A 22,718-nucleotide genomic window follows, 5' to 3' on the forward strand; every position below is an offset into this window, starting at 1 on the left:
TCCTTCCCTTTCGTCCACCACGCTAGGAAGGAACCACCCTGCCCCACCCGACATCCTGTGCCCGGTCCGGTCGGGTGGGGGCACCGAAGCGTGCCAGGCAGTGCCAGACCCGCTTCAGCGACTGGGGGTCGTGACGGCCGGTGCGGGCGGCGTCACCGATGATCCGCGGATCGAGGACCCCGTCCTCGGCGATCTCCGCCCCGAGGACGACGAACTCCTCACCCCGGTAGTCGCCGTGCCGGCGCAGCTCCTCGACGGCCAGCCGGAATCCGCCGTGCCATTCGGTACGGAACGGCAGGGCGCGGGCCGCCGCCTCCACCGCGGTGCCGCGGTAGCAGGGGTCGAGGACCAGGGCCTCGACATGCCGGTCCAGCAGGACCGGGCCGTGGATCTGGGCCTCGATGTAGTCGTCCAGGGCGTCCCGGTCGTCGGACTCGGCCAGCTCGATCAGGTGCGTCCCGGCCGCGACGCCGAAGTCGGCGGGCTCGGCGGCGCTGTCCGGGTAGCAGAAGGTCGCACGCGGCATGGCCTCGGCGGTGAGCCTGAGGTGCGCCGAGCCGAATCTGGGTGCTGCTCCGACGGTGGAGCGCCGGAAGTTCAACGCCCCGTACACCGGACGCTGTTCGCCCGGTACCCCGTCATAGGCACCGCCGAATATCCGGCTCTCCCAGCGCCACCGGTCCCCGCCCGGATGCGCCGTGAGGCCGCCGTTGCTGGTGCCGGTCACGAACTGCGAGCGGTAGACGCCGTCCCGCTCCAGAGCGTCCAGCACGGTCCGGCCCGCCGTCTCGCGGTCGGGGTGGAAGTTCAGTGTCAGCCGAAGCGCGGTGTCGAGCGGCCGCCCCGAGGACAGGGCGGCGACATGGCTCAGCGCCCGGTCCGGGGGAGAGAGGGCCGGGCCGGCCTGCGGTGCCCGGCCGCCCGCCCGCGCCGCCTTCAGTACGTCGTAGCCGATGAAGTCGAACATCCGCTGTCCGGCTGCCAGTTCACCCGTCTCGCCGGTGAATCGGTGGGCCCCGACGCCGAAGCCCGCGTCCGGGTCGGACAGCCACAGCCGCTCGAAGCCGCGCTCCTCGAACCAGTCGCAGACCAGCGGCACCCGGTCGGGTGCGTGGCGGTTACGCGTCCAGACGACCGTGCCGCCCGTCCGGCACAACCGGGTGCAGGTGTCGACGGTGCGCTCGATGTCGGCGTCGACGATGTTGCCGAACACACCGCAGACCAGGACGAGATCGGCCGGTGCCAGGTCGAGGTAGTGCTCGGTGAGCGAGGCGTCGCCCGTCACCACCTCCACCTGCGACAGCCCTGCCCGGTGGGCCGACTCCTGCGCGTATGCCGTGTTCCCGGGGTCGAGCTCCACCAGCAGGGCCCGGACGTCGTCGCGCCGGGGGTGGCCCGCCAGCACCTCCACGAGGTCGCGGCCCTGGCCCGCGCACACGCTGACCACCCGCAGCGGGCCGGGCGGTGCGGCGTCCAGGGCGTCCTGGATCCGGTCCTGGACGGCGCGCAGCCGCCGGGCCAGCCATGAGTCGGGGGAATCGTATGCGTCGTGCCACTCCTGCCAGTCCATGGCGGGGACCCTACGACGAGGGCAACCGGCCCGTCATACGAGTTACAGCGGGCGGTTGTCATACCCGGCTGCCAGACTTCCGTCATGACCGATGCAGTGAAGGGCCCCGCGAGCTATTTCCCGTCGATCGAGGAGAAGTACGGCCGTCCGGTCGCGGAGTGGAAGGAACTCGTCCGCGCCTCGCCGCTGACGAAGCACACGGAGATCGTGGGCTGGCTCAAGTCCGAGCACGGGATGGGGCACGGTCACGCCAACGCGCTGGTCGCCCACACCCTCGCCGAGGACAAGAACAAGTAGACCCGGGGACCAGGACCGCGGCGCGCCGTGGCGCATCTCACCAGCCCCGGTCCGTCACGTCCCCGTTCCACCGCATTCCAAGCCCCGGCCGGGCCCGCGCCCCGGGTTCCCACGGCCCGGGGGCACGGGCACATGGCGATGGAAGCCGGGGCGACGGGCTGACGGACCCGGGTGGGTCAACGGCCGGGGAAAGGCCGGGCGGCTCGCGAAACACAGTCGTAAGCTCGCAGACATGCAGGTCATCCAGTCCACGAAGCTCGCCAATGTCTGTTACGAAATCCGGGGCCCCGTGCTCGAAGAGGCGATGCGGCTGGAAGCAGCAGGTCATCGCATCCTCAAGCTGAACACCGGCAACCCTGCCGCGTTCGGTTTCGAGTGCCCGCCCGAGATCCTCGAAGACGTCCTGCGCAACCTCTCCGGGGCGCACGGTTACGGCGACGCGAAGGGGCTGCTGTCCGCGCGTCGGGCGGTGATGCAGCACTACCAGACCAAGGGCATCGACCTCGATGTCGAGGACGTCTACCTGGGCAACGGCGTCTCCGAGCTGATCCAGATGTCGATGCAGGCACTGCTCGACGACGGCGACGAGGTACTCGTACCGGCTCCGGACTATCCGCTGTGGACCGCGTCCGTCTCACTCGCCGGCGGCACGGCCGTGCACTACCGGTGCGACGAGCAGTCGGACTGGATGCCGGACCTGGCCGACATCGAGCGGAAGATCACCGACCGCACGAAGGCGATGGTGATCATCAATCCGAACAACCCGACGGGCGCCGTCTACGACGACGAGATGCTGCGCGGGCTGACGGAGATCGCCCGGCGTCACAACCTGGTGGTCTGCTCCGACGAGATCTACGACCGGATCCTGTACGACGGAGCGACGCACACCCCGACCGCCGCGATCGCCCCCGATCTGATGGTGCTCACCTTCAACGGGCTGTCGAAGAACTACCGGGTGGCCGGATTCCGCTCGGGCTGGATGGCGGTCTGCGGGCCGAAGGCGCACGCCTCCTCGTACATCGAGGGGCTGACGATCCTGGCCAACATGCGGCTGTGCGCCAACATGCCCTCGCAGCACGCCGTGGCCACCGCGCTCGGCGGGCGGCAGTCGATCAACGACCTGGTGCTGCCGGGCGGCCGGATCCTGGAGCAGCGGGACGTGGCGTACGACCTGCTCACACAGATTCCGGGCGTGACCTGCGTGAAGCCGAAGGGGGCGCTGTATCTCTTCCCCCGGCTCGACCCCAAGGTCTACAAGATCAAGGACGACCGGCAGATGGTCCTGGACCTGCTGCGCGCCGAGAAGATCATGGTGGTGCAGGGAACGGGGTTCAACTGGCCGGATCCCGATCACTTCCGGGTCGTGACGCTGCCGTCGACGAAGGACCTGACGGACGCGATCGGCCGGATCGCCCGCTTCCTGGACGGGTACGGACAGGTGTGACCCGCGGACAAACCCTCGAACATGAACAACTTTAGACTGGATCCAAGCTAGGATGGTCCTCACAGCACCACCAGGAGGCCATCCATGTACGAACCGATCCGCACCAAATCGGTCCACACACCGGCCGACCACGCCGACGACTTCCCGCACCGCACCCGCGAGGAGGAGCTGGACATCCAGCTCGCCGGACACCTGGCCGCCCTGCTGGCGGTCACCGACGAGCTGGGGCTGGGCGAGGCGGGCGACCGCATCGCCGAACAGGTCGCCCGCCTGCGCGGCGCACCGCCCGCCCGGCACGCCGGCCTGAGCGACGCGCCCGCGACCGCCCTGCACCGCCGCGCCCACACCCTCGCGGGCCGGGCCCTGGTGGTGGCGGCGTCCCGCGCGGACACCGTGGTCGCGATCCTCTCGGCCGAGCGTATGGACGCCCACACCGCCGCTGCCGCCGCCGAATCCCCCGCCGCCCCGTCGCGGCTGGTCGGCGCCCTCTGACGGCCCCGGTCCACGTGCCGTAGAGGCGCGTGGACCGGGTGCCACACACGTTCACGGCCGGTTCCGCAGTGACGCGGAACCGGCCGTGTGCGTATGTCAGTGACTGCAGCGGGTTCGCAAGGCCCGTGGATCAGTGCCTGCCGCGGGTGGTCCGGAAGCGAACCATGGCGAGGCCGGCCAGCAGCAACAGCGCTGCCGCGATGCCGATCCCCACGGTGGCGCTGCCCGTGTCGGCGAGGTCACCCGGCCCGCCGGGCTTCCCGTGGTGCGTGGGGTGCGGTCCCGGGCTCCAGGTCGGACCGTCCGAGTGCGTCCAGGTGGGCGTCGGGGTCGGACGCGGCGAGTGCGTCCACGTCGGGGTCGGACGCGGCGAGTGCGTCCACGTCGGGGTCGGACGCGGGGAGTGCGTCCACGTCGGGGTCGGGGTGGGGCTCGGGCTCGGGATCGTCACCGGGACCTCCACCTCGCAGGGGAGGTCGGGCGCGCCCTCCGTCGCACAGCGTGCACCCGGGGTGTCCGAGGTCACCGCGTTGCGCAGGACCGCGTCGCCGGTGTCGGGGTCATCGACCGTCACCGTGTAGGTGATCGTCGCGGTGTCACCGGGGGCCAGGTTCCCGGACCAGTCGAGCGTGTTGCCGGTGACCTGCGCCGTGCCGGTGCTCGCGGTCGGGCCGGCGGTGAGCGCGGCATCGTCGAGCACGCCGGACAGGTCGTCGGTGACGTGGGCCGGGCTCAGCGTGGTCTCACCCGTGTTGGTGGCGCTGATGGTGTAGGTGACCGTGTCGCCCTGTTCGGCGGTCTGTGGATCGGCGCTCTTGGAGATCTCCAGCGACTGCTCCATCTCCTTGACGGGCACGGAGGCGGAGGACTCGTTCGAGGTCACGTCGTCGCCGTCGTGGTCGCCCTGAGCCGTCGCCGTGTTGGTGAAGGTGTCATCGGTGACGTCGGCCTCGGTCAGGACATGGGTTCCCTCGCACACCATGGACGAGGTGCTCGAGCCCATCGGCCCGAGGGTGTCCCTCGGGCAGGTCACATCGGTCACGGACGGATCGACGACATGGACGTCCGTGAGCTCCGAGGTGCCGGTGTTGGTGACCAGGAACTCGTAGTGGACCGTGTCGCCGACCTCGAACGGCTCGGTCGCGGCGTTGTCCGGGGGTGCGACCGTCTTGACCAGGTTCAGCTGGTCGAGGGTGGTGACGGAGCTCGCCTGGAGCGCACGGATCAGATGGGTGTCGATGCTTCCTCCGGTGGATCCGGAGAAGCCGAACTTGTACGTGGGCGGCGCGTCGGCCGTCATCTGCGTCGACAGCACGGGCTGGAATCCGGCGCCGTCGTCGAAGTCGATCTCGACAGCCACGGTCGGCCGGGTGTCCGGGCTGACCGTGATGTGCACCGTGCGCTTGGCGGGCAGCGGGTCGGTGCCCTGGTACCGGAGACTACCGGGCAGTGTGGAGACGAAGCCCGATGCCTGGGTGTCGTCCGGCGCGATGGTGGAGTCGAGGTAGCAGTAGCCGTCGTCACCCTGCCCCGGGCCGCGCAGGGTGAGGGTGTTCGTCACCGGGAGCTCGCTGGTGACCGGGGACCGCTGGGAGTCGGGGCAGCCGTTGCCGCGCAGTTCCGCGTCGTTGGCGAAGTTGCCGTAGGCGTCGAGACCCACGCCGAGGTAGCCGCCGTCGACTCCCGGATCCAGGTTGCGCTGGGCGTAGCCGAGCGAGCCGCCGTCCGCGCCCGCCTCGGTCAGGTCCACCGACCCGTCCACCAGGAAGAAGCCGATTCCGTCGGCGCCGGAGTCGTTGGTGCCGTACTGGTACTGCTCGAAGGTGACGTCGAGGCCACCGTTGCCCGGCAGCGGCCGGTTGTAGAGCATTCCGCCGACCCGGTAGTTGGCGTGGTCGGTGAGCTGGAGCCAGCCGGGCGTCCCGCCCGGCGTGGGCACGGGCGGGGTCGTCTGAGTGGCCGGGTCGTCGCACGGTCCCACCTGGGACTCGTCGGCGGGCGGTTCCGCCGAGGCGCCGGTCAGACACGCGTTGTCCAGGGGCACGAAGCCGGGGTCGGACACCGAGGTACCGGTGAAGGTCTCGTCGAGCAGCACCGACTCGCCCACCCGCGGAGCAGGCGGTGCCGCGGCCGTCGGCACCGCGGTCAGGAGCAGACCCAGGGCCGTTCCGGCGGACGCGGTGACAGCGAACACCGGAGCGCGTCGCAGGCGTTCATATCTTTTCATGATATTACGGTAAAAACTCCGCACAGAGGTCCTGGTGCGCACGCCACCGACACGCCGCAGCTGCGGCCGAATGGCGGCCCCCGGTCCGCCCGCCTCAGGGCGTGGCGGACGCGGACGCCCGGGCGGCCAGGGCGGTCGACAGGAACGTCACGTCGGAGACCACGCACTGCGGCCGGCCCCGCACCGGGACCGGCCCGGCAATCTCCCTGGTGACGGTCGCACCCACCGCCAGGTCCTTGAGGACCACGGTGCGTCTGCCTGCCGGCTCGCTCCTGCCCTCGCCGCCGTCCTTGCCCCACGGGTCCCGGAACCTGAGGTACACGGTGTAGCTCCCACGCCGCTTCGCCTGGCTCGTCACCCGCACCTCGGCCACGGGGCCGCCGGTGACCGCGTCGCGCCGGCAGGAGGCGACACTCACGTCCCAGGACGGGAAGCGCATGTCCTTGTGGTTCTCCTGCCACACATAGACGAAGCCCACCACGAGCACGACCGGCGACAGGACCAGCAGCGAGGCCAACACCGCGATCAGGATCACCACCCGGCGCGGCGTGCGGGTGGGGCGGCGCGGCATGCCGGTGTGCTGGTCCGGGTACGGCGGTATGCCGGACAACGTCATGGCCCCCCACAACCCCCGCACCCCCCGGCACGGCCAGGTCCAACGTAGGCCGTGGCACACCCCTCCCACAGCTCCGGCCGGTCACAACCCGACTACGAACAGCTCACGGCCGGAAACGGGAGAGGCCCCCGGAACCGTCAGGTTCCGGGGGCCTCTCCAGGGACGTGTTCGTGCACGTCCCTACCGCGGCAGGCCGTTGACCCCACAGGTCAGGGCGGATGTCGGGAGCCCGGCCGCGGAGATCGGGGAGACGAGCGGGCGGTCAGCCCAGGCGCTGGACCAGGGCCCGGTACTCGTCCCACAGTTCCTTCGGCGTGTGGTCACCGAAGGTGTTGAGGTGCTCGGGGACCAGCGCCGCCTCCTCGCGCCAGACCTCCTTGTCGACCTTGAGCAGGAAGTCCAGGTCGGACTCGGAGAGGTCCAGGCCCTCGGTGTCGATGGAGCCCTTCGCCGGCAGGATGCCGATCGGGGTCTCGACGCCCTCGGCCTTGCCCTCCAGGCGCTCGACGATCCACTTCAGGACGCGGCTGTTCTCGCCGAAGCCGGGCCAGACGAACTTGCCCGCGTCGTTCTTGCGGAACCAGTTCACGTAGTAGATCTTCGGGAGCTTCGACTGGTCCGGCTTGTCCGCGCCGACCTTCAGCCAGTGGTTCATGTAGTCGCCCATGTTGTAGCCGCAGAACGGCAGCATGGCGAACGGGTCGCGGCGCAGCTCGCCGACCTTGCCCTCGGCGGCGGCGGTCTTCTCGGAGGCGACGTTGGCTCCGAGGAAGACGCCGTGCTGCCAGTTGAAGGACTCGGTGACCAGCGGGACGGCCGAGGCGCGGCGGCCGCCGAAGAGGATGGCCGAGATCGGCACGCCCTTCGGGTCCTCCCACTCGGGCGCGATGATCGGGCACTGGCCGGCCGGGACGGTGAAGCGGGCGTTGGGGTGGGCGGCGGGCGTGCCGGACTCGGGGGTCCAGTCGTTGCCCTTCCAGTCCGTGAGGTGCTTGGGGAGCTCCTCGGTCATGCCCTCCCACCAGACGTCGCCGTCGTCGGTGAGCGCGACGTTGGTGAAGACGGAGTTGCCCCACATGGTCTTCATGGCGTTGGCGTTGGTGTGCTCGCCGGTGCCGGGCGCGACGCCGAAGAAGCCGGCCTCGGGGTTGATCGCGTAGAGGCGGCCGTCCTCGCCGAACCGCATCCAGGCGATGTCGTCGCCGATGGTCTCGACGGTCCAGCCGGAGATCGTGGGCTCCAGCATGGCGAGGTTGGTCTTGCCGCAGGCGCTCGGGAACGCGGCGGCGACGTACTTCGACTCACCGCGCGGCGGGGTGAGCTTCAGGATCAGCATGTGCTCGGCGAGCCAGCCCTCGTCGCGCGCCATGACGGAGGCGATGCGCAGCGCGTAGCACTTCTTGCCGAGCAGGGCGTTGCCGCCGTAGCCGGAGCCGTAGGACCAGATCTCGCGGTCCTCGGGGAAGTGCGAGATGTACTTGGTGGAGTTGCAGGGCCACGGGACGTCCTCCTGGCCCTCCTCCAGGGGTGCGCCGAGCGTGTGGACGGCCTTGACGAAGAAGCCGTCGGTGCCGAGCTCGTCGAGGACGGCCTGGCCCATGCGCGTCATGGTGCGCATCGAGACGGCGACGTACGCGGAGTCGGTGATCTCGACGCCGATGGCGGAGAGCGGCGAGCCGACGGGGCCCATACAGAAGGGCACGACGTACATGGTGCGGCCGCGCATCGAGCCGCGGAAGACGCCCTTGTCCCCCACGAAGATCTCCCGCATCTCGGCGGGGTCCTTCCAGTGGTTCGTCGGACCGGCGTCCTCCTCCTTCGCGGAGCAGATGAACGTCCGGGTCTCGACGCGGGCGACATCGCTCGGGTCGGAGGCGGCGTAGTACGAGTTCGGGCGCTTGATCTCGTCGAGTTTGGTGAACGTGCCCTTGGCGACGAGCTCCCCGCACAGGCGCTCGTACTCGGCCTCGGAGCCGTCGCACCAGACGACTCGGTCCGGTTCGGTCAGGGCTGCGATCTCGTCGACCCAGGAAACGAGCTCCTGGTGGTTGGTGGGAACAGTGAGGGGAGCCGCGATGTCGCGCGCCACGATCGCTCCTTGATGAGGGTGTCTGTCTGGTAGGTGCCCCGTGGGGGCTGCGACCCGGATGCTTCTACCCCTTCGAATTTCCCTGGCGCTCATCCGGTGCCGACCGCACTCATTTGATCATCCGACCGTTCCGCCCATATGTCCAGGGGGCCGCCCACGTGAGCATCGCCACTCATATCCGGTACCTACGGTGGCGTAGGTACGATGCGGGAATGACTGCTGCCGCCGCCGCCGCGCCCGAACCCGTTGGGCTGGAACCAGCCGGAACCGCCGATGCCGAGCTGAAGCCACGCATGCGCGGCTGGCTGCACGCGGGAATGTTCCCGGCCGTCCTGATCGCGGGCATCGTGCTCATCGCGCTCACGGACAGCAGTCGCGGCCGGATCGCCTGCGGGATCTACATCCTGACGGCGTGCCTGCTGTTCGGCGTGAGCGCGGTCTACCACCGCGGTACGTGGGGGCCGCGCGGCGAGGCCGTGCTGCGCAGGCTCGACCACGCGAACATCTTCCTGATCATCGCGGGCACCTACACCCCGCTGACCCTGCTCCTGCTGCCCGAGTCCACCGGGACCCCGCTGCTGTGGGCGGTCTGGGCGGCGGCGGTCGCGGGCATCGCCTTCCGGGTCTTCTGGGTCGGCGCCCCGCGCTGGCTCTACACCCCGTGCTACATCGCGATGGGCTGGGCGGCGGTCTTCTTCCTGCCGGACTTCATGCGCACCGGCGGGATCGCGGTGCTGGTCCTCGTCGTCGTCGGCGGGCTGCTCTACAGCGCCGGCGGCGTCATCTACGGCATCAAGCGACCGAACCCGTCACCGCGCTTCTTCGGCTTCCACGAGGTCTTCCACTCGCTGACCCTGGCGGCCTTCATCGTCCACTACGTCGGCATCTCGCTGGTGGCCTACAACCACAGCTGAGCACTCCACTCCCCTTTCCCCTCGATCAGGGCCGCGGCTGCCGAGCCGCGGCCCTTCTTCATGCCCGGACGCAGGAGGTGCACCCGGATAGATTGACACTCACCATCTTTTGAGAGTTACTGTCACTTGACTGCAACTCTCAAAGGAGTAGGCCATGAACCGACGCTGGTGGGCCCTGGGCGCGCTGGTGGCGAGCATGCTCGTCCTCGGCTTCGATATGACGATCCTCAATGTGGCCCTGCCGACCATGGCGGGAGATCTCGGCGCCACCACCGGTGAACAGCAGTGGATGGCCGACGCCTACGTCGTCGTGTTCGCCGCTCTGATGCTTCCGGCGGGCCTGCTCGGCGACCGGTTCGGCCGCCGGCAGATGCTCATCACCGGCCTCGGCATCTTCCTCGTCGGTTCACTCGCCGGCACGCTCGCCGACGGAGTGCCCACCGTGATCGCCGCCCGCTGCGTCATGGGCGTCGGCGGCGCGCTCATCATGCCGCTCGCCCTCGCCGTGCTGCCCTCGCTCTTCGGCGAGCCGAAGGACCGGATCAAGGCCATCGGCATCGTCTCGGCCGCCTCCGCGCTCGGCATGCCGCTCGGCCCGATCCTCGGCGGCTGGCTCCTGGACCACTTCTGGTGGGGCTCGATCTTCCTGGTCAACGTGCCCATGGTCGGCATCGGCATCACCGCCTGCGTGTTCCTGCTCCCCGAGACCCGGGACCCCGCGTCGCCCGAGGTCGACATCGTCTCCACCGCACTGACCGCGACCGGCCTCGGCGCCCTCATCTACGCGATCATCGAGGCGCCGGGCCGCGGCTGGGGCGACCCGCTGGTGCTCGTCGTGCTGGCCGCCGGTGCGGCGCTGATCGCCGCGCTCGTCGTACGGGAACGCAAGGCCGCCCGCCCGATGCTCGACATGTCCCTGCTGCGGCAGCGGCCGTTCCTGCTCAGCGCGCTCGCCGCCACACTCGTGATGTTCGTGATGGCGGGGCTGATGTTCATCCTGCCCGGCTACCTCCAGGCCGTCCTCGGCCACGACGCCTTCGGTACGGGGCTGCGGATGCTGCCCATGATGGGCGGGCTGATCGTCGCCGCGAAGGCCGGCGGCCCGGTCACCGCACGGTTCGGAGCCCGCGCCACGATGTCGGCCGGACTCGTCGTCCTCGCCTTCGCCGCACTGCTCGGCAGCCGTACGACGGTCGACAGCGGCTACGGCTTCACCGCACTGTGGCTCTCCGTCGCCGGGGTCGGCTTCGGCTTCGCCGTCGTCCCCGCCATGGACGCGGCCCTCGGTGCCCTGCCCGCGGACCGGGCGGGCAGCGGGTCCGGACTGCTGATGACCGTGCGACAGACGGGCAGCGCGCTCGGGATCGCCCTGCTGGGCAGCCTGCTCGCCGGCGCCTACAGCGGCCGGCTCGACACCACGGGTGTACCCGCGGGTGCCGCGGACACGGCCGGGGACTCCGTCGTCGCCGCCCACGCCGTCGCCGCGCGGCTCGGGGCGCAGCGGCTCGCGGACTCCGCCGACGCGGCCTATGTGCACGGGATGAGCCTGGTCCTGCTCGTCATCGGCGCGACGGCACTGGTCAGCGCCCTGCTGGTCGGGGCGTTCCTGACCACGGCGGACCGGCGGCCCGCGGAGTCCGCGGACGTGGCCGCCGCCCCCGTCGATGCGTGACAATGGCGACCATGGCCGCCACCTCCCGTATCCCCTCCTTCACCGCACCCGGCGCACAGCCCCCGATGGGGCTGCGCGAGCGCAAGAAGCTCAAGACACGGGTCGCGATCCGGCAGGCGACGTACCGCCTCATCCAGGAGCAGGGCTACGAGGCGACGACCATCGAGCAGATCGCGGAGGCGGCCGAGGTGTCGCCGAGCACGGTGTTCCGGTACTTCGCGACGAAGGAGGACATCGTCCTCACCGATGAGTACGACCCGATCATGGAGGCCGTCCTGCGGAGCCGTCCGCTGGACGAACCTCCGCTGGAATCCCTGCGGTTGATGATGCGCGAGGCGCTGACGTCGTTCGTCACCGCGGAGGACGAGGAACTGCGCCAGCGCACCCGCCTGATGGTGGAGGTCCCCGCCATCCGGGCCCGGATGACGGAGACCATGTCGGACACGGCGAAGGTGCTCACCGGGGTGCTCGCCGACCGCACCGGCCGCAGCCCGGACGACCTGCAGATCCGGGTCTTCATCGCGGCGGTGCTCGGCGCGCTGCGCGAGGTCACGCTGTACTGGGGCGAGCACGGCCAGGAGGGCGACCTGATCACCATGGTCGACGAGGCGCTGAACATGCTGGAGGGCGGCCTGCTGCTGTGAGCCGCCTCAGGAGCCGGCGCCCCTGAGCGCGCCGGCCAGCACCTCCGGGTCCGTGGTCGGCGCCTCGCACACGAAGTGCCTGCACACATAGGCCGTCGGCGCACCGTCCACCATCGGGCGGTCCGCCAGCAGCGGGAACTCCGTACCGGCCGTCTCCCCCGCCGCCACCACCGCGCCGGGCGCCTGCCCCAGCAGAGCCGTACGGTGCAGCGCACCGCCGACCGGTCCGGCGACCGCCACCTCGCGCGGCCCGTCGAGCAGCGCCTCGGCCACCGCCAGCCCCCAGCCGGTGAACCGCGGCGCCCGCGGCCCCAGCGCCTTCACCACGCCCAACGCCCCCTCCGCAGCCGTGCGGTGGGGTTCCGATCCGGTGTACGCGGCGTACGAGAGCAGCGCTCCGGCCGCCGCGGTCCAGCCCGCCGGCGTGGCACTGTCGGTGGGGTCCTGCGGACGGCGGATCAGCTGCTCGGCGTCGTCCGCCGTGTCGTACAACTGCCCGCCCTCGCCGGTGAAGTGCTGGAGCACGATGTCCGTCAGGAAGCCCGCGAACTCCAGCCAGGCGCCCTCGCCTGTGACGGCGGCCAGGGCCAGGAGGCCCTCCGCCACATCGCCGTAGTCCTCCAGCACCCCGGCGTGCTCGCCGGCACGGCCGTCCTTCGAGGTACGGACGAGCCGGGCGACGGGGCCCATGTGGAGCCGCACCAGCAGATCCGCCGCCTCGGTGGCGCGCTCGATCAGGTCGGGGCGGCCGAAGTAGGCACCCGTCTCGGCGAGCGCGGCAATGGCCAGCCCGTTCCACGCCGCTACCACCTTGTCGTCCCGCCCCGGCCGCGCGCGCAGCTCACGGGCGGCGAGCAGCCGGGCCCGTACATCGGCGGCGCGGGCCTCGTCCGTGGCATCCGCCGACGGGAGCTGGAGCACCGAGGAGCCCTCCTCGAAGGTGCCCTCGTCGCTCACCGCGAAGAGCTCCGCGGCGAACACGGCGTCCTCCTCGCCCAGCACCTCGCGCAGCTGCGCGGGGGTCCAGACGTAGTACGCGCCCTCGACGTGCTTCCCGCTCGCGTCCTCGCTGTCGGCGTCCAGCGCGGAGGCGAAGCCGCCCTCGGCCGTGCGCAGTTCGCGGACCATGAAGTCGGCGGTCTCCAGCGCCACCCGGCGGGCGAGCTCGGAGCCGGTGGAACGCCACAGGTGGGCGTAGACGCGGCAGAGCAGCGCGTTGTCGTAGAGCATCTTCTCGAAGTGCGGGACGACCCACTCGCGGTCCACCGCGTAGCGGGCGAAGCCGCCGCCCAACTGGTCGTAGATCCCGCCCCTGGCCATCGCCTCGCAGGTGTCGGCCGCCATCTGGAGTGCGCCGTCCGCCCCGGTGCGGGCGTGGTGGCGCAGCAGGAACTCGATCGTCATCGACGGCGGGAACTTGGGCGCGCCACCGAAGCCGCCGTGCTTCTCGTCGTACTCGCGGGTCAGTCCGAGCAGCGCCTGGGCGAGCTCCGACTCTCCGGGAACACCCTCGCCGCCCTGGGTGAGGGTGCGCTCGGACAGGTCGCGGACGATGCGCGAGGCGACCTCGCCGACCTCGTCCCGGCGGTCGGTCCAGGCCGCCGTCACGCCTTCGAGCACCTGCCGGAAGGACGGCAGGCCGTGGCGGGAGTCGGGCGGGAAGTACGTGCCGAAGTAGAAGGGCTCGGCGTCCGCGGTGAGGAAGACGGTCATCGGCCAGCCGCCCTGGCCGGTCGCGGCCTGCACGGCCTCCATGTAGACGGCGTCGACGTCGGGGCGCTCCTCGCGGTCGACCTTGACGTTCACGAAGTGCTCGTTCATGTACGCGGCGGTGGCTTCGTCCTCGAACGATTCGTGCGCCATGACGTGACACCAGTGGCACGCGCTGTAGCCCACGCTCAGCAGGACGGGCACGTCGCGCCGTCGGGCCTCCTCGAAAGCCGCGGGCTCCCACGCCCACCAGTCGACCGGGTTGTCCGCGTGCTGAAGGAGGTACGGGGACGTGGCGTGCGCGAGTCGGTTGGACATGCCTCCATCCTTGCGCACGCCCGTGCGTGCCACCTAAGCGCCACGGGCGGGCACTGCTGGTGCTGGATACGCGACTCCGGTGGATCGACGGAGATCTGGTTCGTGTCCGTTTCCAGGGATGCGATCCGAATGTTCGCCACTCCCGTACAACCCCAGGGCGGTGCCGGAGGTCTCCTGAACGAACAAACGTTCTTGCGTTGTTCCGATGCCCGTATCAGTCAAGCCACTTCATACAGAGGTTTCCATGGCCCATGCTTCTCCTCGCCGCCGCACTCTCCGCCGGACCGCAGGCGCCGTCGGCGCCGTAGCCCTGATGGTGCTGGGTGCCGCGCCCGCAGACGCCGCAGACCCGGACACCGGTCTCGTGATGGGCAAGATCGGCCCGATCGACGGGGTGAAGCCGGGCAGCGAGCTCGACCTGCCGGGGTCCTTCACGAACACGGGCACCGAGGCGCTCGACAAGGTCTGGATGATCTGGTCCGCGACCATCGGCCTCAGCTATTCCCACCCGACGCCCTCCAACTGCTCGACCGAGAACTACGGTGGCGCCGACGAGGCGCCTCAGTCCTACCTCCTGATCTGCGAGTTCGACCAGCCGGTGAGCCCCGGTGTCGTCTACGCGCCCGAGGGGCTGAAGCTGGGGATCAACGACAGCGCCCTGAACGACGAACTGTCCGTGAGAGTCAGCAAGAGCCCCATCCAGATCCCGGAGGGCGGGCCGACCCCGGGCACCGGGCCCGCGGTCAAGCTGGTGGAGCGACCCGACGAGACCCCGGCCGCTCCGGGCTCCACCGAGCCCGCCTCGGCCAGGACGAACGTGACCGCCAAGAGCTCGGCCGACTTCCAGGTGACGGGCGCCCACCTGAAGGGCAAGGTCGGCGACACGGTCCCGCTGGCGGTGAAGTTCACCAACGCCGGACCCGGCTGGGTGGCAGGGGAGCCCTACGAATCCGTGGTCAACGTCCATATCAAGATGCCTGCCGGCACGACGGTCACCGGGACCCACTCCTGCCGGGAGGAGGGGCAGGGGGCGTACGTCTGCGGCACCGACGCCTCGTTCATGCACCCGAACACCGAGCACACCTACAAGTTCAACCTGAAGATCGACAAGGCCGTCCCCGGGGCCAAGGGCTCGGTGACCCTCGACAAGAAGTCCCGGCCCTTCGACCCGGTCAAGTCGAACGACTCGGCGGACATCCTGCTCGACGTCGAGGGCGCCGGCTCCACGGGCGGCAGCGGCTCCACGTCCGGCTCCGGCGGTTCGGGGACGTCCGGCTCCGGCAGCTCCGGCTCCACGTCCGGCTCCGGCGGCTCGGGCACGGCCGCCTCCGGCGGTTCCGGCTCGGCGTCCGGCTCCGGGACCTCCGCCACGGGCGGCAGCTCCGCCTCGGGCACCTCGGGCTCGTCCGCCACGGGCGGTGACCTGGCGGAGACCGGTTCCGGCTCCACCCTGCCCCTCGCGGCCGCGGCCGCCGGCGCCGTCGTCCTCGGGGCCGGCGGAGTCCTGGTGGCACGCCGTCGCGCCGCCCGGCAGCGGTAACGACGCCTGACCGGACGGGGCGGGCTCACGCCCGCCCCGTCGCATCAGGCCGCGCCGGAAGCATCGACTTGTCGAATATCGATATGCTCCACTAGTGTCCTCCATATCGACCATCGATATGGAGGACTGCGGTGAACACGCGACTCATGAAGACTCTGGCCTCGGTCACCTTCGGCCTGGCGGTGCTCTGCGGGCTCGCGTTCCTGGGCACGGCGGCCTCGCACATGCTCGACGACGGCGCGGTCTGCGTGAAGACGGATTTCTGGGCCAACGCCTCGTTCGGGCCGGAGGGCCCGCCTGTCGGCAAGGGCGTGGACGCGTCCAGCAGCACCGCGCTCCTCTGCCAGGACAGCCCCTCCGCGGGACAGCGGGCCGCCGACCTCGGGGGCGAACTGCCCTGGCTCCTGTTCGGTTCGCTCGCGCTGCTGCTCTTCTCCCGGCTGCTGTCGGGCGTCCTGGAGCAGGGGCCGTTCACGGACACGGTGGCACACCGGCTCTCGGCTCTCGGCTGGCTCGTCACCGCGGGCACGCCGCTGGCCGGCCTCGTCGCCGGCTCGTCGCAGTCCTGGCTCGCCGGGAGCATGGCGCCCGTGGTGGGCTCCGAGTTCGAACTCTCCGGCCCGATGGCACTCGTCCTCGCCGGCCTGGGCGCGGTGATCATGGGGAGGATCATGCGCGAGGGTGTGCGCATGCGCGAGGACATCGAAGCGACCATCTGATGCCCGAAGACGAGATCCACGGGATCCGGATCCACCTCGACCGGGTCCTCGCCGAGCGCGGCATGACCCTCACCGAGCTGTCCGCACAGGTGGGCATCACCGTCGTCAACCTGTCCGTGCTCAAGAACGGACGGGCCAAGGCCGTACGCTTCTCCACCCTGTCGAAGATCTGCGAGGTCCTCCGGTGCCAGCCGGGGGACCTGATCACCTTCGACCCCGCCGGACCGGCCTGACCATCACCGGCACGGGCGAGGCGGGACCCCTCCGTCCGCCACGGGTGTGCGCATGGACGGCGCTTCAACTGCCCTGTGATCACGTCCACTTGTGATACCGAGTAACCCCGGCGGCGTCACCGCGTCGGCGCAGTCCCGCAGACTCCCTGTTGCGCACCGCCCCCAGGCAGGAGACTGGTCCTCCATCGCGGCCGGACGCCGGACCGGTCCAAGGGGCAGGAACCGAGGGGGACCCATGCGGATGCGGGACAGCCACCGGGCGGAAGCCGAACGGCTGTTGGCACGGGCCGTGGAGGAAGAGGTACGCCGCTCGGGCGGCCGGACCGACCCCGGCGCGCTGATGGCACGCGGGCGGGCCGCGCTCGATTCGCTGGCGGCCGGGGTGGGCGAGGAGTACGCCGCGTACACCCAGGCGCTCGATGCCACGACGGCCGGGCAGCAGCCGCTGGCCCAGCGGTTCAGCCGGGCGACGCTCGGAACACCGCTGCTGGTCACGGGAGTTGCCGCCGTCGCAGCTTTCGGCGCGGACGTGGCGCTCGGCACCGCGGGCGGCCTGGCACTCGGCGCGGGCGCCGTCGTGGCGGTCGCGGGCGCCACCGCCACCGTCGCCAAGGTCACCGCCTCGCACTGGCCGGCCGCCCACCGCCGGGCCGGTGCGCTCGGGCAGCCGGGCGGGACGGAACAGCTGCGCCTGCAGTGGCTGACGGCGCTGGAGGTACGGGGCATCCGCCCCTTCGTCGACCAGCAGCGCATGCTCACCGCCTCGTCCCGCACCCCGGCGAAGAAGAAGGCCGCCGCCGACCGTTCGACGCCGCAACTGCGCGGCGGGGACCGCAGCGCGGCAGCCCGGATGCGCTCGCTGCTTGAGCAGTCGTTCAGTCATCTGCCGGATCCGGAAGGGCTGTTCGCGGGCCGGCGGGCCGAACTGGCCCGGATCGCCCAGTGGGTGCACGCGGCCCGCGCGTCGACGGAGACGAAGCCGACGGTCGTCGTGCTGCACGGGCCCCCTGGCGCCGGGCGCACCGCGCTGGCCGTGCGGGCGGCGCACAGCCTGAAGGACCAGTTCCGGGGTGCCTGCGTGGTCGATCTGCGCGGCGGCGCCGACGACGAGCCGCCGCTGCCGACCCGGGACGCGCTGCTGCATCTGCTGAACCGGCTCGGCGCCCCCCGCGAGCAGCTGCTGTTCCGCGACAGCTCCTCCGCCGAACAGCAGGTGCGCCGGCTGAGCGAGCTGTACCACCAGCATCTGACCGGCACCCCGGTGGCGGTCGTCCTCGACGACGCGAGCGATGCCGAGCAGGTCCGCACCCTGATACCGGAGCGTTCGGACAGCCTCGTCCTGGTCACCGCCCGTGAGCCGCTCGATCTGCCGGAGTCCCTGCCGGCCTGGGTGCATCAGCTGGAGGTCGGGGCGCTGGACGCGGCGGGGGCGGAGGAGCTGCTGCGCGAGGCGTCCCAGGAGGACGGGCAGGGGCTGTACGACCACGCGGCAGGCGAGGCGATCACCGAGCTGTGCGGCGGGCTGCCGCTGGCGTTGCGGATCGCGGGGTCCTCGCTCGGGGAGCGCACCCCGAGCGCGCTGGCCGCCGACCTGGCCGCGTACGGGCCGGTTCCGCCGGCCGAGCGGGCCCTGTGGCTGCGCTACACCGACCAGCCCGAGCAGGCGCGGCGGCTGCTGCGCCGGCTCGCGCTGGCCGGCCGGGCCAGCCTGGGCGCCGCGGCGGCCGCCGCGCTGCTGTCGGCCGACGAGCAGGAGGCCGGCCGGCTGCTGACGGCCCTGTCCGGGGCCGGCCTGCTGGACCATGTGCGGGGCTCTCGCTACCGGCTGCACGATCTCGTACGGGGCTTCGCCCTGGCCCGGCTGAACGACGAGGAGGAGGCCGCGGACCGCACGGCCGCGCAGGAGCGGCTCATCGCGAACTACGCCGAGCTGGCGGGTGCGGTGATCCGGATGGTGGACGGCAAGATGTCCACCCGGGCCGGGCAGTTCGGGCCGCACGGCTTCGGCTCCCTCGACGCGGCGCTGCGCTGGCTGGACGACGAGTCGAGCTTCATCACCTCCGCGCTGCGGCACAGCGAGGGCGTCGACCAGGGCGCGGTGCTCGACCTGCTGGGCGCGCTGTGCGACTACTGCCTGCTGCGTGGTGACCTCTACCGGCTGGGCGAGATCAGTGAGTTGACGCAGGCGGTCGACCAGGGGCTGCTGGAGCGGTCGGTGCAGTGGCGGACCGGAATCGCGGCCCGTCAGCTCGGCGAGCTGGACAAGGCCCGCACCACGCTGTCGTCCGTCGTCGGCCTGTACCGGGAGGCGCAGAACGATTCGGGTACGGCGCTGGCGCTGTGCTCGCTCGGCATCACGCTGCACCACCAGGGCAATCTGACGGAGGCCGCGGCGCGGCTGCGCGAGGCGATCGAGCTGCAGGCCTCCGCGGCGCAGGCGGAGGACCGGGCCTGGTCGCTGCACGCGCTGGCCGCGGTGGAGCGCGACCAGGCCCATCTGGCCGAGGCGCTTGAGCTCCTGGACACGGCGCTGGTCCTGCACCGCGAGGGCGAGTCGCTGCACGGGGAGGCGTGGACGCAGTTCCAGCTGGGTCAGGTGCTGCTGCGGATGGGCGATGTGGAGCGGGCCGAGGCGGCGCTGCGTACGGCGCTGGATCTGTACGGGCGGACGCGTGACGACCGGGGCGAGGCGTGGGCGCTGACCCAGCTGGCCCGGGCCCGGCTGCTGGACGGTGATCCGGCCCCGGCGGTGGAGCAGTTGAACGCGGCGCTGGGCCGCCACCGCGACAACGAGGACGCGCGGGGCGAGGCGTGGACGCTGTACTACCTGGGCCAGGCCCTGGAGGAGGCCGGCGACACCGATCAGGCGGTGCGGCAGCTGGAGCGGGCCCGGACGATGTTCTCGCGGATGCGGGACGTGTACGGGCTGGCGTGCGCCCGGCACCATTCGGGGCGGGTCACCCGCGATCAGCGGGCCGCGCAGACGGGCAACCTGCGCAATTCCGGTTTCGCCCGTCAGCTGCTGGTGGACGCGCGGGCCGATTTCCGTCGTATCGGGGTCGCCCACGGGGAGGGGTGGACCTGTCTGGAGCTGGCCCTGATCGATGCGGGCAACCAGCGTGCGCCGCAGGCCCTGGAGTTGTGCGGTGAGGCGGCGGCGCTGTTCGACTCGTACGGCGATGCGCGGGGTGCGGACTGGGCCCGTTTCCTGCGGTGCACGCTGCTGCCGTACGCCTCGCCGGGCGGCATCGAGGTGGGCACGGTGGTGGCCCAGCAGGAGCTGGCCGACCTGGTCGCGGCCGGCCATGCGACGCGGGACGCGAAGTTGGAGGACTGCGCGGAGGCGTTCCGGGTGGTCCTGAACCGGGGTGTGCACCTGGAGGACGGCTGGCAGGCCTGGCGTCTGGGCCTGACCCCGACCCGTCAGGCCCGGGAAATCATGGGTGTGCCGGTCCCGGGAAGGCCGTGAATGGGCGCTTTCCCGGCAGCGGGACCGTCAGGGCGGGGAGAGTCCTTTTCGCCGGCTTGATCACGCGTAGGTGTGGCCCGGTCAGGTCCGGTTCAGGATCAGAGTTCAGCTGGTGGCAGGCCGAGGTGGTCGTGCAGTGCCCGGCGGCCGGCGGGTGTCACGAGGAGGGCGCGGGTGGTGCCGATGCGTGTCATCCACCCGGTGCCGAGTGCGTGGGCGGACAGCGCGGCGCCCACCGCGCCGGCCAGGTGGGGACGGCGCTCGGTCCAGTCGAGGCATGCGCGCACCGGTGGCCGGCGTGAGCCGGCGGGTACCGTGATGCCGACCTCGGCAAGCCAGAGGGCGCCCTTGCCCGTCAGGCCCGGCTCAGGTCCCCACTCCAGGAGTTGGCGTTCGACCATCGCGTCGGTGATGGCCAGAGCGGTGGTTCCGGCCAAATGGTCGTAGCACAGCCGGGCGCGGGCCAGTGCCTGCTGCCGGCCGGAGGCCGACAGCGAGCGTGGTGGGGCGCTGGGCTTCGGGGCCAGCGCGGCAAGGCTCTCGATCAGTTCGACCACTCTGCGGTCGGCCACCCGTACGTAGCGGTGGCGTCCGTGCCGCTCCTCGACGAGGAGCCCGCCGTTCACGAGCAGGTTCAGGTGCGAGGTCGCGGTGGACGGCGCGACTCCGGCATAGCGCGCGAGCTCGTTCGCCGTCCAGGCCCGGCCGTCGAGCAGCGCGAGGCAGAAGGCGGCCCGGGTGCCGTCGGCCAGCAGTCTGGCCACGCCCGCCAGGTCCACACCCACATCCTGGCCTGCACGCTGAATGTCCACGGTGCCCATTGTCGCCGACGTCCCTTCGACGTCCGTCGAAGCGTCCCCGTCCTAGCGTCGGCCCGTGCGCCGGGCTCACCGGCCCCGCACCCGCATCCGCTCACGTACTGGAGCAACCATGCCTGCGTCCGACACTGCCGTCACCGCCTCCCACCAGCCCGACCCCCAGACGGACTGCGTACTCACCGACGCCCCCAACCCGGAGGACGCCGCGGCAATCTCCGACGCGCTGGACCGCTTCAACATCGAACACACGGGAATCGCCGACCGCAGACCTCTGGCCGTCCTGGTCCGTGATCCCGATACCCACCAGGTGGTCGGCGGACTGACCGGGCGTACCTCGCTCGGGCTGTTCTTCCTCGACCTCTTCTACCTGCCGGCCCGGCTGCGTGGCAGCGGGCTGGGAACAGAGATCCTCCGGCAGGCCGAGGACGAGGCTCGTGCCCGTGGCTGCCGCACGGCCGTGCTCTACACCATCACCTTCCAGGCCCCCGGCTTCTACCAGAAACACGGGTGGAAGCGGCTGGGAGAGGTGCCCTGCGATCCGCCGGGCACCAGCCGCGTCTTCATGACCAAAGAACTCACCGCATCGACTGGTGAACCAGTCCGGTCCCGGTAAGGTCGCCGTGCTCGATGCACCATCATCTGTTCCGTCCGCTCTGCACCTGCCACAGGCCGCGTCCGGGGCGTCACGGCCCGAGGCGGTGGTGCCGTCCGGTCTGCTCGCCGCACTGTCCCTGGTGCCCGATCCGAGGAATCCGCGCGGCGTGCGGTTCCGGCTGGCAACGCTGCTCGCAGTCGGCGTGTGTGCACTCACCAGCGCCGGACGCAACTCCCTGACCGCCATTGCCGCGTGGGTACGCCGCTGCGACCAGGATGTACTGGCCCGGCTGGGCTGCCCCTTCGATCCCTTTACCGGCCGGTTCAAGGCTCCGGGCGAGCGCACCCTGCGCGATGTATTCGCCCGCGTCGACCCCGCGCTACTCACCGCCGCCGGTTTCACCAGACTCACCACACTCCAGGCCCGCCCGGTGACCGCGACCGGCCCGGACGGGATCGTCGAGCGCGAACAGCGCCGCGCCCACCGGATCGCCCAGAACGAGACGGACCCGCCGCAACCGCGTCGTGCGGCCTTCGCCGTGGACGGCAAATGCCTGTGCGGAGCGGTCCGCGCGGACGGCAGCCGTGTCTTCGTCCTGTCCGCAGTGCGCCACCACGATGCGTTGACTGCTGCTCTGCGCGAGATCAGTGCGAAGACGAACGAGATACCCGAGTTCGCTCCGCTGCTGGACACCCTCGACGGTCAGGACCTGACCGGCTCCGTCGTCACCGTCGACGCCCTGCACGCCCAGACGAGCCACGCTCGCTACCTCGTCGAGGACCGCCAGGCCCACTACCTGCTGTCGGTGAAGAACAACCAGCCCACCCCGGCCCGCCAGTTGACCAAACTGCCCTGGTGGCAGGTACCGCGATCGACCCGCAGGACCGTGCGGACGCCCTGCGGGAGCGCCTCGCTGCTCTCCTCGCGCGGATGCTGCGCGGACCTGCCGAGATCACCGAGTTCGCCGAACGGCTCGCCCTGGAGCTGGAGTTCCTCGACGAGTTCCAGACGGAGCTGATGCGCCGGCACGCGGTGAGCCGGCTCGCCGACGAGGCCACGGCACACGGCCTGCGCCCCTCTCCGCTTCAACTGCGGGCGGTCCGCGAGTCCGTCGCCGTCGCGCACGGCTACGAGGACTGGCCCTCCCTGGCCGGCGACGTCACCCCGGCCGGCGTGGACGGCACGGAGCGTCTCTACGGGGCGCTGCCGCTCCACTGGGTCGAGGAGGCCTGCGACCGGCTCGCACTCGCCCGCGCCTGGCAGGCCGGAAACACGCCGGCCGGCGGCGCCGCAGCCCGGATCCCGGCAGCCGCAAGCGGTCAGGACCGCATCCCCGGAAGCCGCGCCGCGG

General features: G+C 71.3%; 18 protein-coding genes and 1 pseudogene. 12 read left to right on the forward strand and 7 right to left on the reverse strand.

The genetic code is table 11. From position 1 onward, the window contains the following. Positions 1–22: 22 nt before the first annotated feature. Both OG912_RS10650 and OG912_RS10655 read right to left on the reverse strand, forming a co-directional pair. Entirely contained in the window at positions 23–871 is an 849-nt protein-coding gene (locus OG912_RS10650) for a DUF3626 domain-containing protein (RefSeq protein ID WP_327713389.1), read from the reverse strand. A 246-nt stretch (positions 872–1,117) separates the two neighbouring features. Then, positions 1,118–1,570 (reverse strand): annotated as a pseudogene (locus OG912_RS10655) (methyltransferase domain-containing protein); the annotation flags it as partial. An 84-nt stretch (positions 1,571–1,654) separates the two neighbouring features. On the opposite strand from OG912_RS10655, the gene OG912_RS10660 reads away from it, so the two are divergent. From OG912_RS10660 to OG912_RS10670, 3 genes are all read left to right on the forward strand, one after another. Then, on the forward strand, positions 1,655–1,867 hold the full coding sequence (locus OG912_RS10660) for a DUF4287 domain-containing protein (RefSeq protein ID WP_327709147.1): 213 nt from the start codon (positions 1,655–1,657) through the stop codon (positions 1,865–1,867). 232 nt (positions 1,868–2,099) lie between these two features. After that, positions 2,100–3,311 (forward strand): pyridoxal phosphate-dependent aminotransferase, encoded by a 1,212-nt coding sequence (locus tag OG912_RS10665; protein ID WP_327709148.1) that lies wholly within the window; start codon positions 2,100–2,102, stop codon positions 3,309–3,311. An 84-nt stretch (positions 3,312–3,395) separates the two neighbouring features. After that, positions 3,396–3,803 (forward strand): SCO4983 family protein, encoded by a 408-nt coding sequence (locus tag OG912_RS10670; protein WP_327709149.1) that lies wholly within the window; start codon positions 3,396–3,398, stop codon positions 3,801–3,803. Between the two features lie 130 nt (positions 3,804–3,933). Here the strand turns inward: OG912_RS10670 and OG912_RS10675 are convergent, their stop codons facing one another. The 3 genes from OG912_RS10675 to OG912_RS10685 form a co-directional block, all read right to left on the reverse strand. Beyond that, entirely contained in the window at positions 3,934–6,030 is a 2,097-nt protein-coding gene (locus OG912_RS10675; protein WP_327709150.1) for a DUF7507 domain-containing protein, read from the reverse strand. A gap of 94 nt (positions 6,031–6,124) precedes the next feature. Beyond that, complete coding sequence (locus OG912_RS10680; RefSeq protein ID WP_327709151.1) at positions 6,125–6,646, reverse strand: hypothetical protein; 522 nt, start codon at positions 6,644–6,646, stop codon at positions 6,125–6,127. 262 nt (positions 6,647–6,908) lie between these two features. After that, the gene (locus tag OG912_RS10685; protein ID WP_326738382.1) at positions 6,909–8,735 is read right to left on the reverse strand and encodes a phosphoenolpyruvate carboxykinase (GTP); all 1,827 of its coding nucleotides are present in this window, start codon (positions 8,733–8,735) and stop codon (positions 6,909–6,911) included. Between the two features lie 212 nt (positions 8,736–8,947). Between OG912_RS10685 and trhA the strand changes: the two genes are divergently transcribed. The 3 genes from trhA (at position 8,948) to OG912_RS10700 (ending at position 11,965) form a co-directional block, all read left to right on the forward strand. Continuing rightward, positions 8,948–9,649 (forward strand): PAQR family membrane homeostasis protein TrhA, encoded by a 702-nt coding sequence (gene trhA, locus OG912_RS10690; RefSeq protein WP_326738381.1) that lies wholly within the window; start codon positions 8,948–8,950, stop codon positions 9,647–9,649. 154 nt (positions 9,650–9,803) lie between these two features. After that, positions 9,804–11,321, forward strand: a complete 1,518-nt coding sequence (locus tag OG912_RS10695) for an MFS transporter (protein WP_327709152.1) — start codon at positions 9,804–9,806, stop codon at positions 11,319–11,321. 11 nt (positions 11,322–11,332) lie between these two features. Beyond that, a complete protein-coding gene (locus OG912_RS10700) occupies positions 11,333–11,965 on the forward strand; it encodes a TetR/AcrR family transcriptional regulator (protein WP_326738379.1) in 633 nt (210 codons plus the stop codon). A 6-nt stretch (positions 11,966–11,971) separates the two neighbouring features. On the opposite strand, the gene OG912_RS10705 is transcribed toward OG912_RS10700, so the two are convergent. Then, positions 11,972–13,993 (reverse strand): thioredoxin domain-containing protein, encoded by a 2,022-nt coding sequence (locus OG912_RS10705; RefSeq protein WP_327709153.1) that lies wholly within the window; start codon positions 13,991–13,993, stop codon positions 11,972–11,974. A gap of 244 nt (positions 13,994–14,237) precedes the next feature. On the opposite strand from OG912_RS10705, the gene OG912_RS10710 reads away from it, so the two are divergent. From OG912_RS10710 to OG912_RS10725, 4 genes are all read left to right on the forward strand, one after another. Continuing rightward, positions 14,238–15,533, forward strand: a complete 1,296-nt coding sequence (locus tag OG912_RS10710; RefSeq protein WP_327709154.1) for a hypothetical protein — start codon at positions 14,238–14,240, stop codon at positions 15,531–15,533. Between the two features lie 131 nt (positions 15,534–15,664). Then, positions 15,665–16,252, forward strand: a complete 588-nt coding sequence (locus OG912_RS10715; protein WP_327709155.1) for a DUF2975 domain-containing protein — start codon at positions 15,665–15,667, stop codon at positions 16,250–16,252. Next, complete coding sequence (locus tag OG912_RS10720) at positions 16,252–16,485, forward strand: helix-turn-helix domain-containing protein (protein ID WP_327709156.1); 234 nt, start codon at positions 16,252–16,254, stop codon at positions 16,483–16,485. Before OG912_RS10715 ends, OG912_RS10720 begins: the two co-directional genes overlap by 1 nt. A 241-nt stretch (positions 16,486–16,726) precedes the next feature. Next, the gene (locus OG912_RS10725) at positions 16,727–19,954 is read left to right on the forward strand and encodes a tetratricopeptide repeat protein (protein WP_327713390.1); all 3,228 of its coding nucleotides are present in this window, start codon (positions 16,727–16,729) and stop codon (positions 19,952–19,954) included. Between the two features lie 98 nt (positions 19,955–20,052). On the opposite strand, the gene OG912_RS10730 is transcribed toward OG912_RS10725, so the two are convergent. Next, the gene (locus tag OG912_RS10730) at positions 20,053–20,775 is read right to left on the reverse strand and encodes an ArsR/SmtB family transcription factor (RefSeq protein ID WP_327709157.1); all 723 of its coding nucleotides are present in this window, start codon (positions 20,773–20,775) and stop codon (positions 20,053–20,055) included. Positions 20,776–20,884: 109 nt separating this feature from the next. On the opposite strand from OG912_RS10730, the gene OG912_RS10735 reads away from it, so the two are divergent. Both OG912_RS10735 and OG912_RS10740 read left to right on the forward strand, forming a co-directional pair. After that, positions 20,885–21,385 carry a GNAT family N-acetyltransferase gene (locus OG912_RS10735; protein WP_327709158.1) on the forward strand — a complete coding sequence of 167 codons (501 nt, stop codon included), beginning with the start codon at positions 20,885–20,887 and terminating at the stop codon, positions 21,383–21,385. 7 nt (positions 21,386–21,392) lie between these two features. Next, positions 21,393–22,385, forward strand: coding sequence for a transposase family protein (locus OG912_RS10740; protein ID WP_327709159.1), 993 nt, complete (start codon positions 21,393–21,395; stop codon positions 22,383–22,385). The last annotated feature ends 333 nt before the right edge of the window (positions 22,386–22,718 follow it).

Origin of the sequence: Streptomyces sp. NBC_00464 (genome assembly GCF_036013915.1) — a bacterium.
GTDB lineage: Bacteria > Actinomycetota > Actinomycetes > Streptomycetales > Streptomycetaceae > Streptomyces.

Coding starts and splice junctions, on each gene's coding strand:
- OG912_RS10695 (WP_327709152.1), top strand. CDS start 9,804: ATGAACCGACGCTGGTGGGCCCTGGGCGCGCTGGTGGCGAGCATGCTC.
- OG912_RS10660 (WP_327709147.1), top strand. CDS start 1,655: ATGACCGATGCAGTGAAGGGCCCCGCGAGCTATTTCCCGTCGATCGAG.
- OG912_RS10670 (WP_327709149.1), top strand. CDS start 3,396: ATGTACGAACCGATCCGCACCAAATCGGTCCACACACCGGCCGACCAC.
- OG912_RS10735 (WP_327709158.1), top strand. CDS start 20,885: ATGCCTGCGTCCGACACTGCCGTCACCGCCTCCCACCAGCCCGACCCC.
- OG912_RS10680 (WP_327709151.1), bottom strand. CDS start 6,646: ATGACGTTGTCCGGCATACCGCCGTACCCGGACCAGCACACCGGCATG.
- OG912_RS10700 (WP_326738379.1), top strand. CDS start 11,333: ATGGCCGCCACCTCCCGTATCCCCTCCTTCACCGCACCCGGCGCACAG.
- OG912_RS10730 (WP_327709157.1), bottom strand. CDS start 20,775: ATGGGCACCGTGGACATTCAGCGTGCAGGCCAGGATGTGGGTGTGGAC.
- OG912_RS10705 (WP_327709153.1), bottom strand. CDS start 13,993: ATGTCCAACCGACTCGCGCACGCCACGTCCCCGTACCTCCTTCAGCAC.
- OG912_RS10675 (WP_327709150.1), bottom strand. CDS start 6,030: ATGAAAAGATATGAACGCCTGCGACGCGCTCCGGTGTTCGCTGTCACC.
- OG912_RS10665 (WP_327709148.1), top strand. CDS start 2,100: ATGCAGGTCATCCAGTCCACGAAGCTCGCCAATGTCTGTTACGAAATC.
- OG912_RS10720 (WP_327709156.1), top strand. CDS start 16,252: ATGCCCGAAGACGAGATCCACGGGATCCGGATCCACCTCGACCGGGTC.
- OG912_RS10710 (WP_327709154.1), top strand. CDS start 14,238: ATGGCCCATGCTTCTCCTCGCCGCCGCACTCTCCGCCGGACCGCAGGC.
- trhA (WP_326738381.1), top strand. CDS start 8,948: ATGACTGCTGCCGCCGCCGCCGCGCCCGAACCCGTTGGGCTGGAACCA.
- OG912_RS10725 (WP_327713390.1), top strand. CDS start 16,727: ATGCGGGACAGCCACCGGGCGGAAGCCGAACGGCTGTTGGCACGGGCC.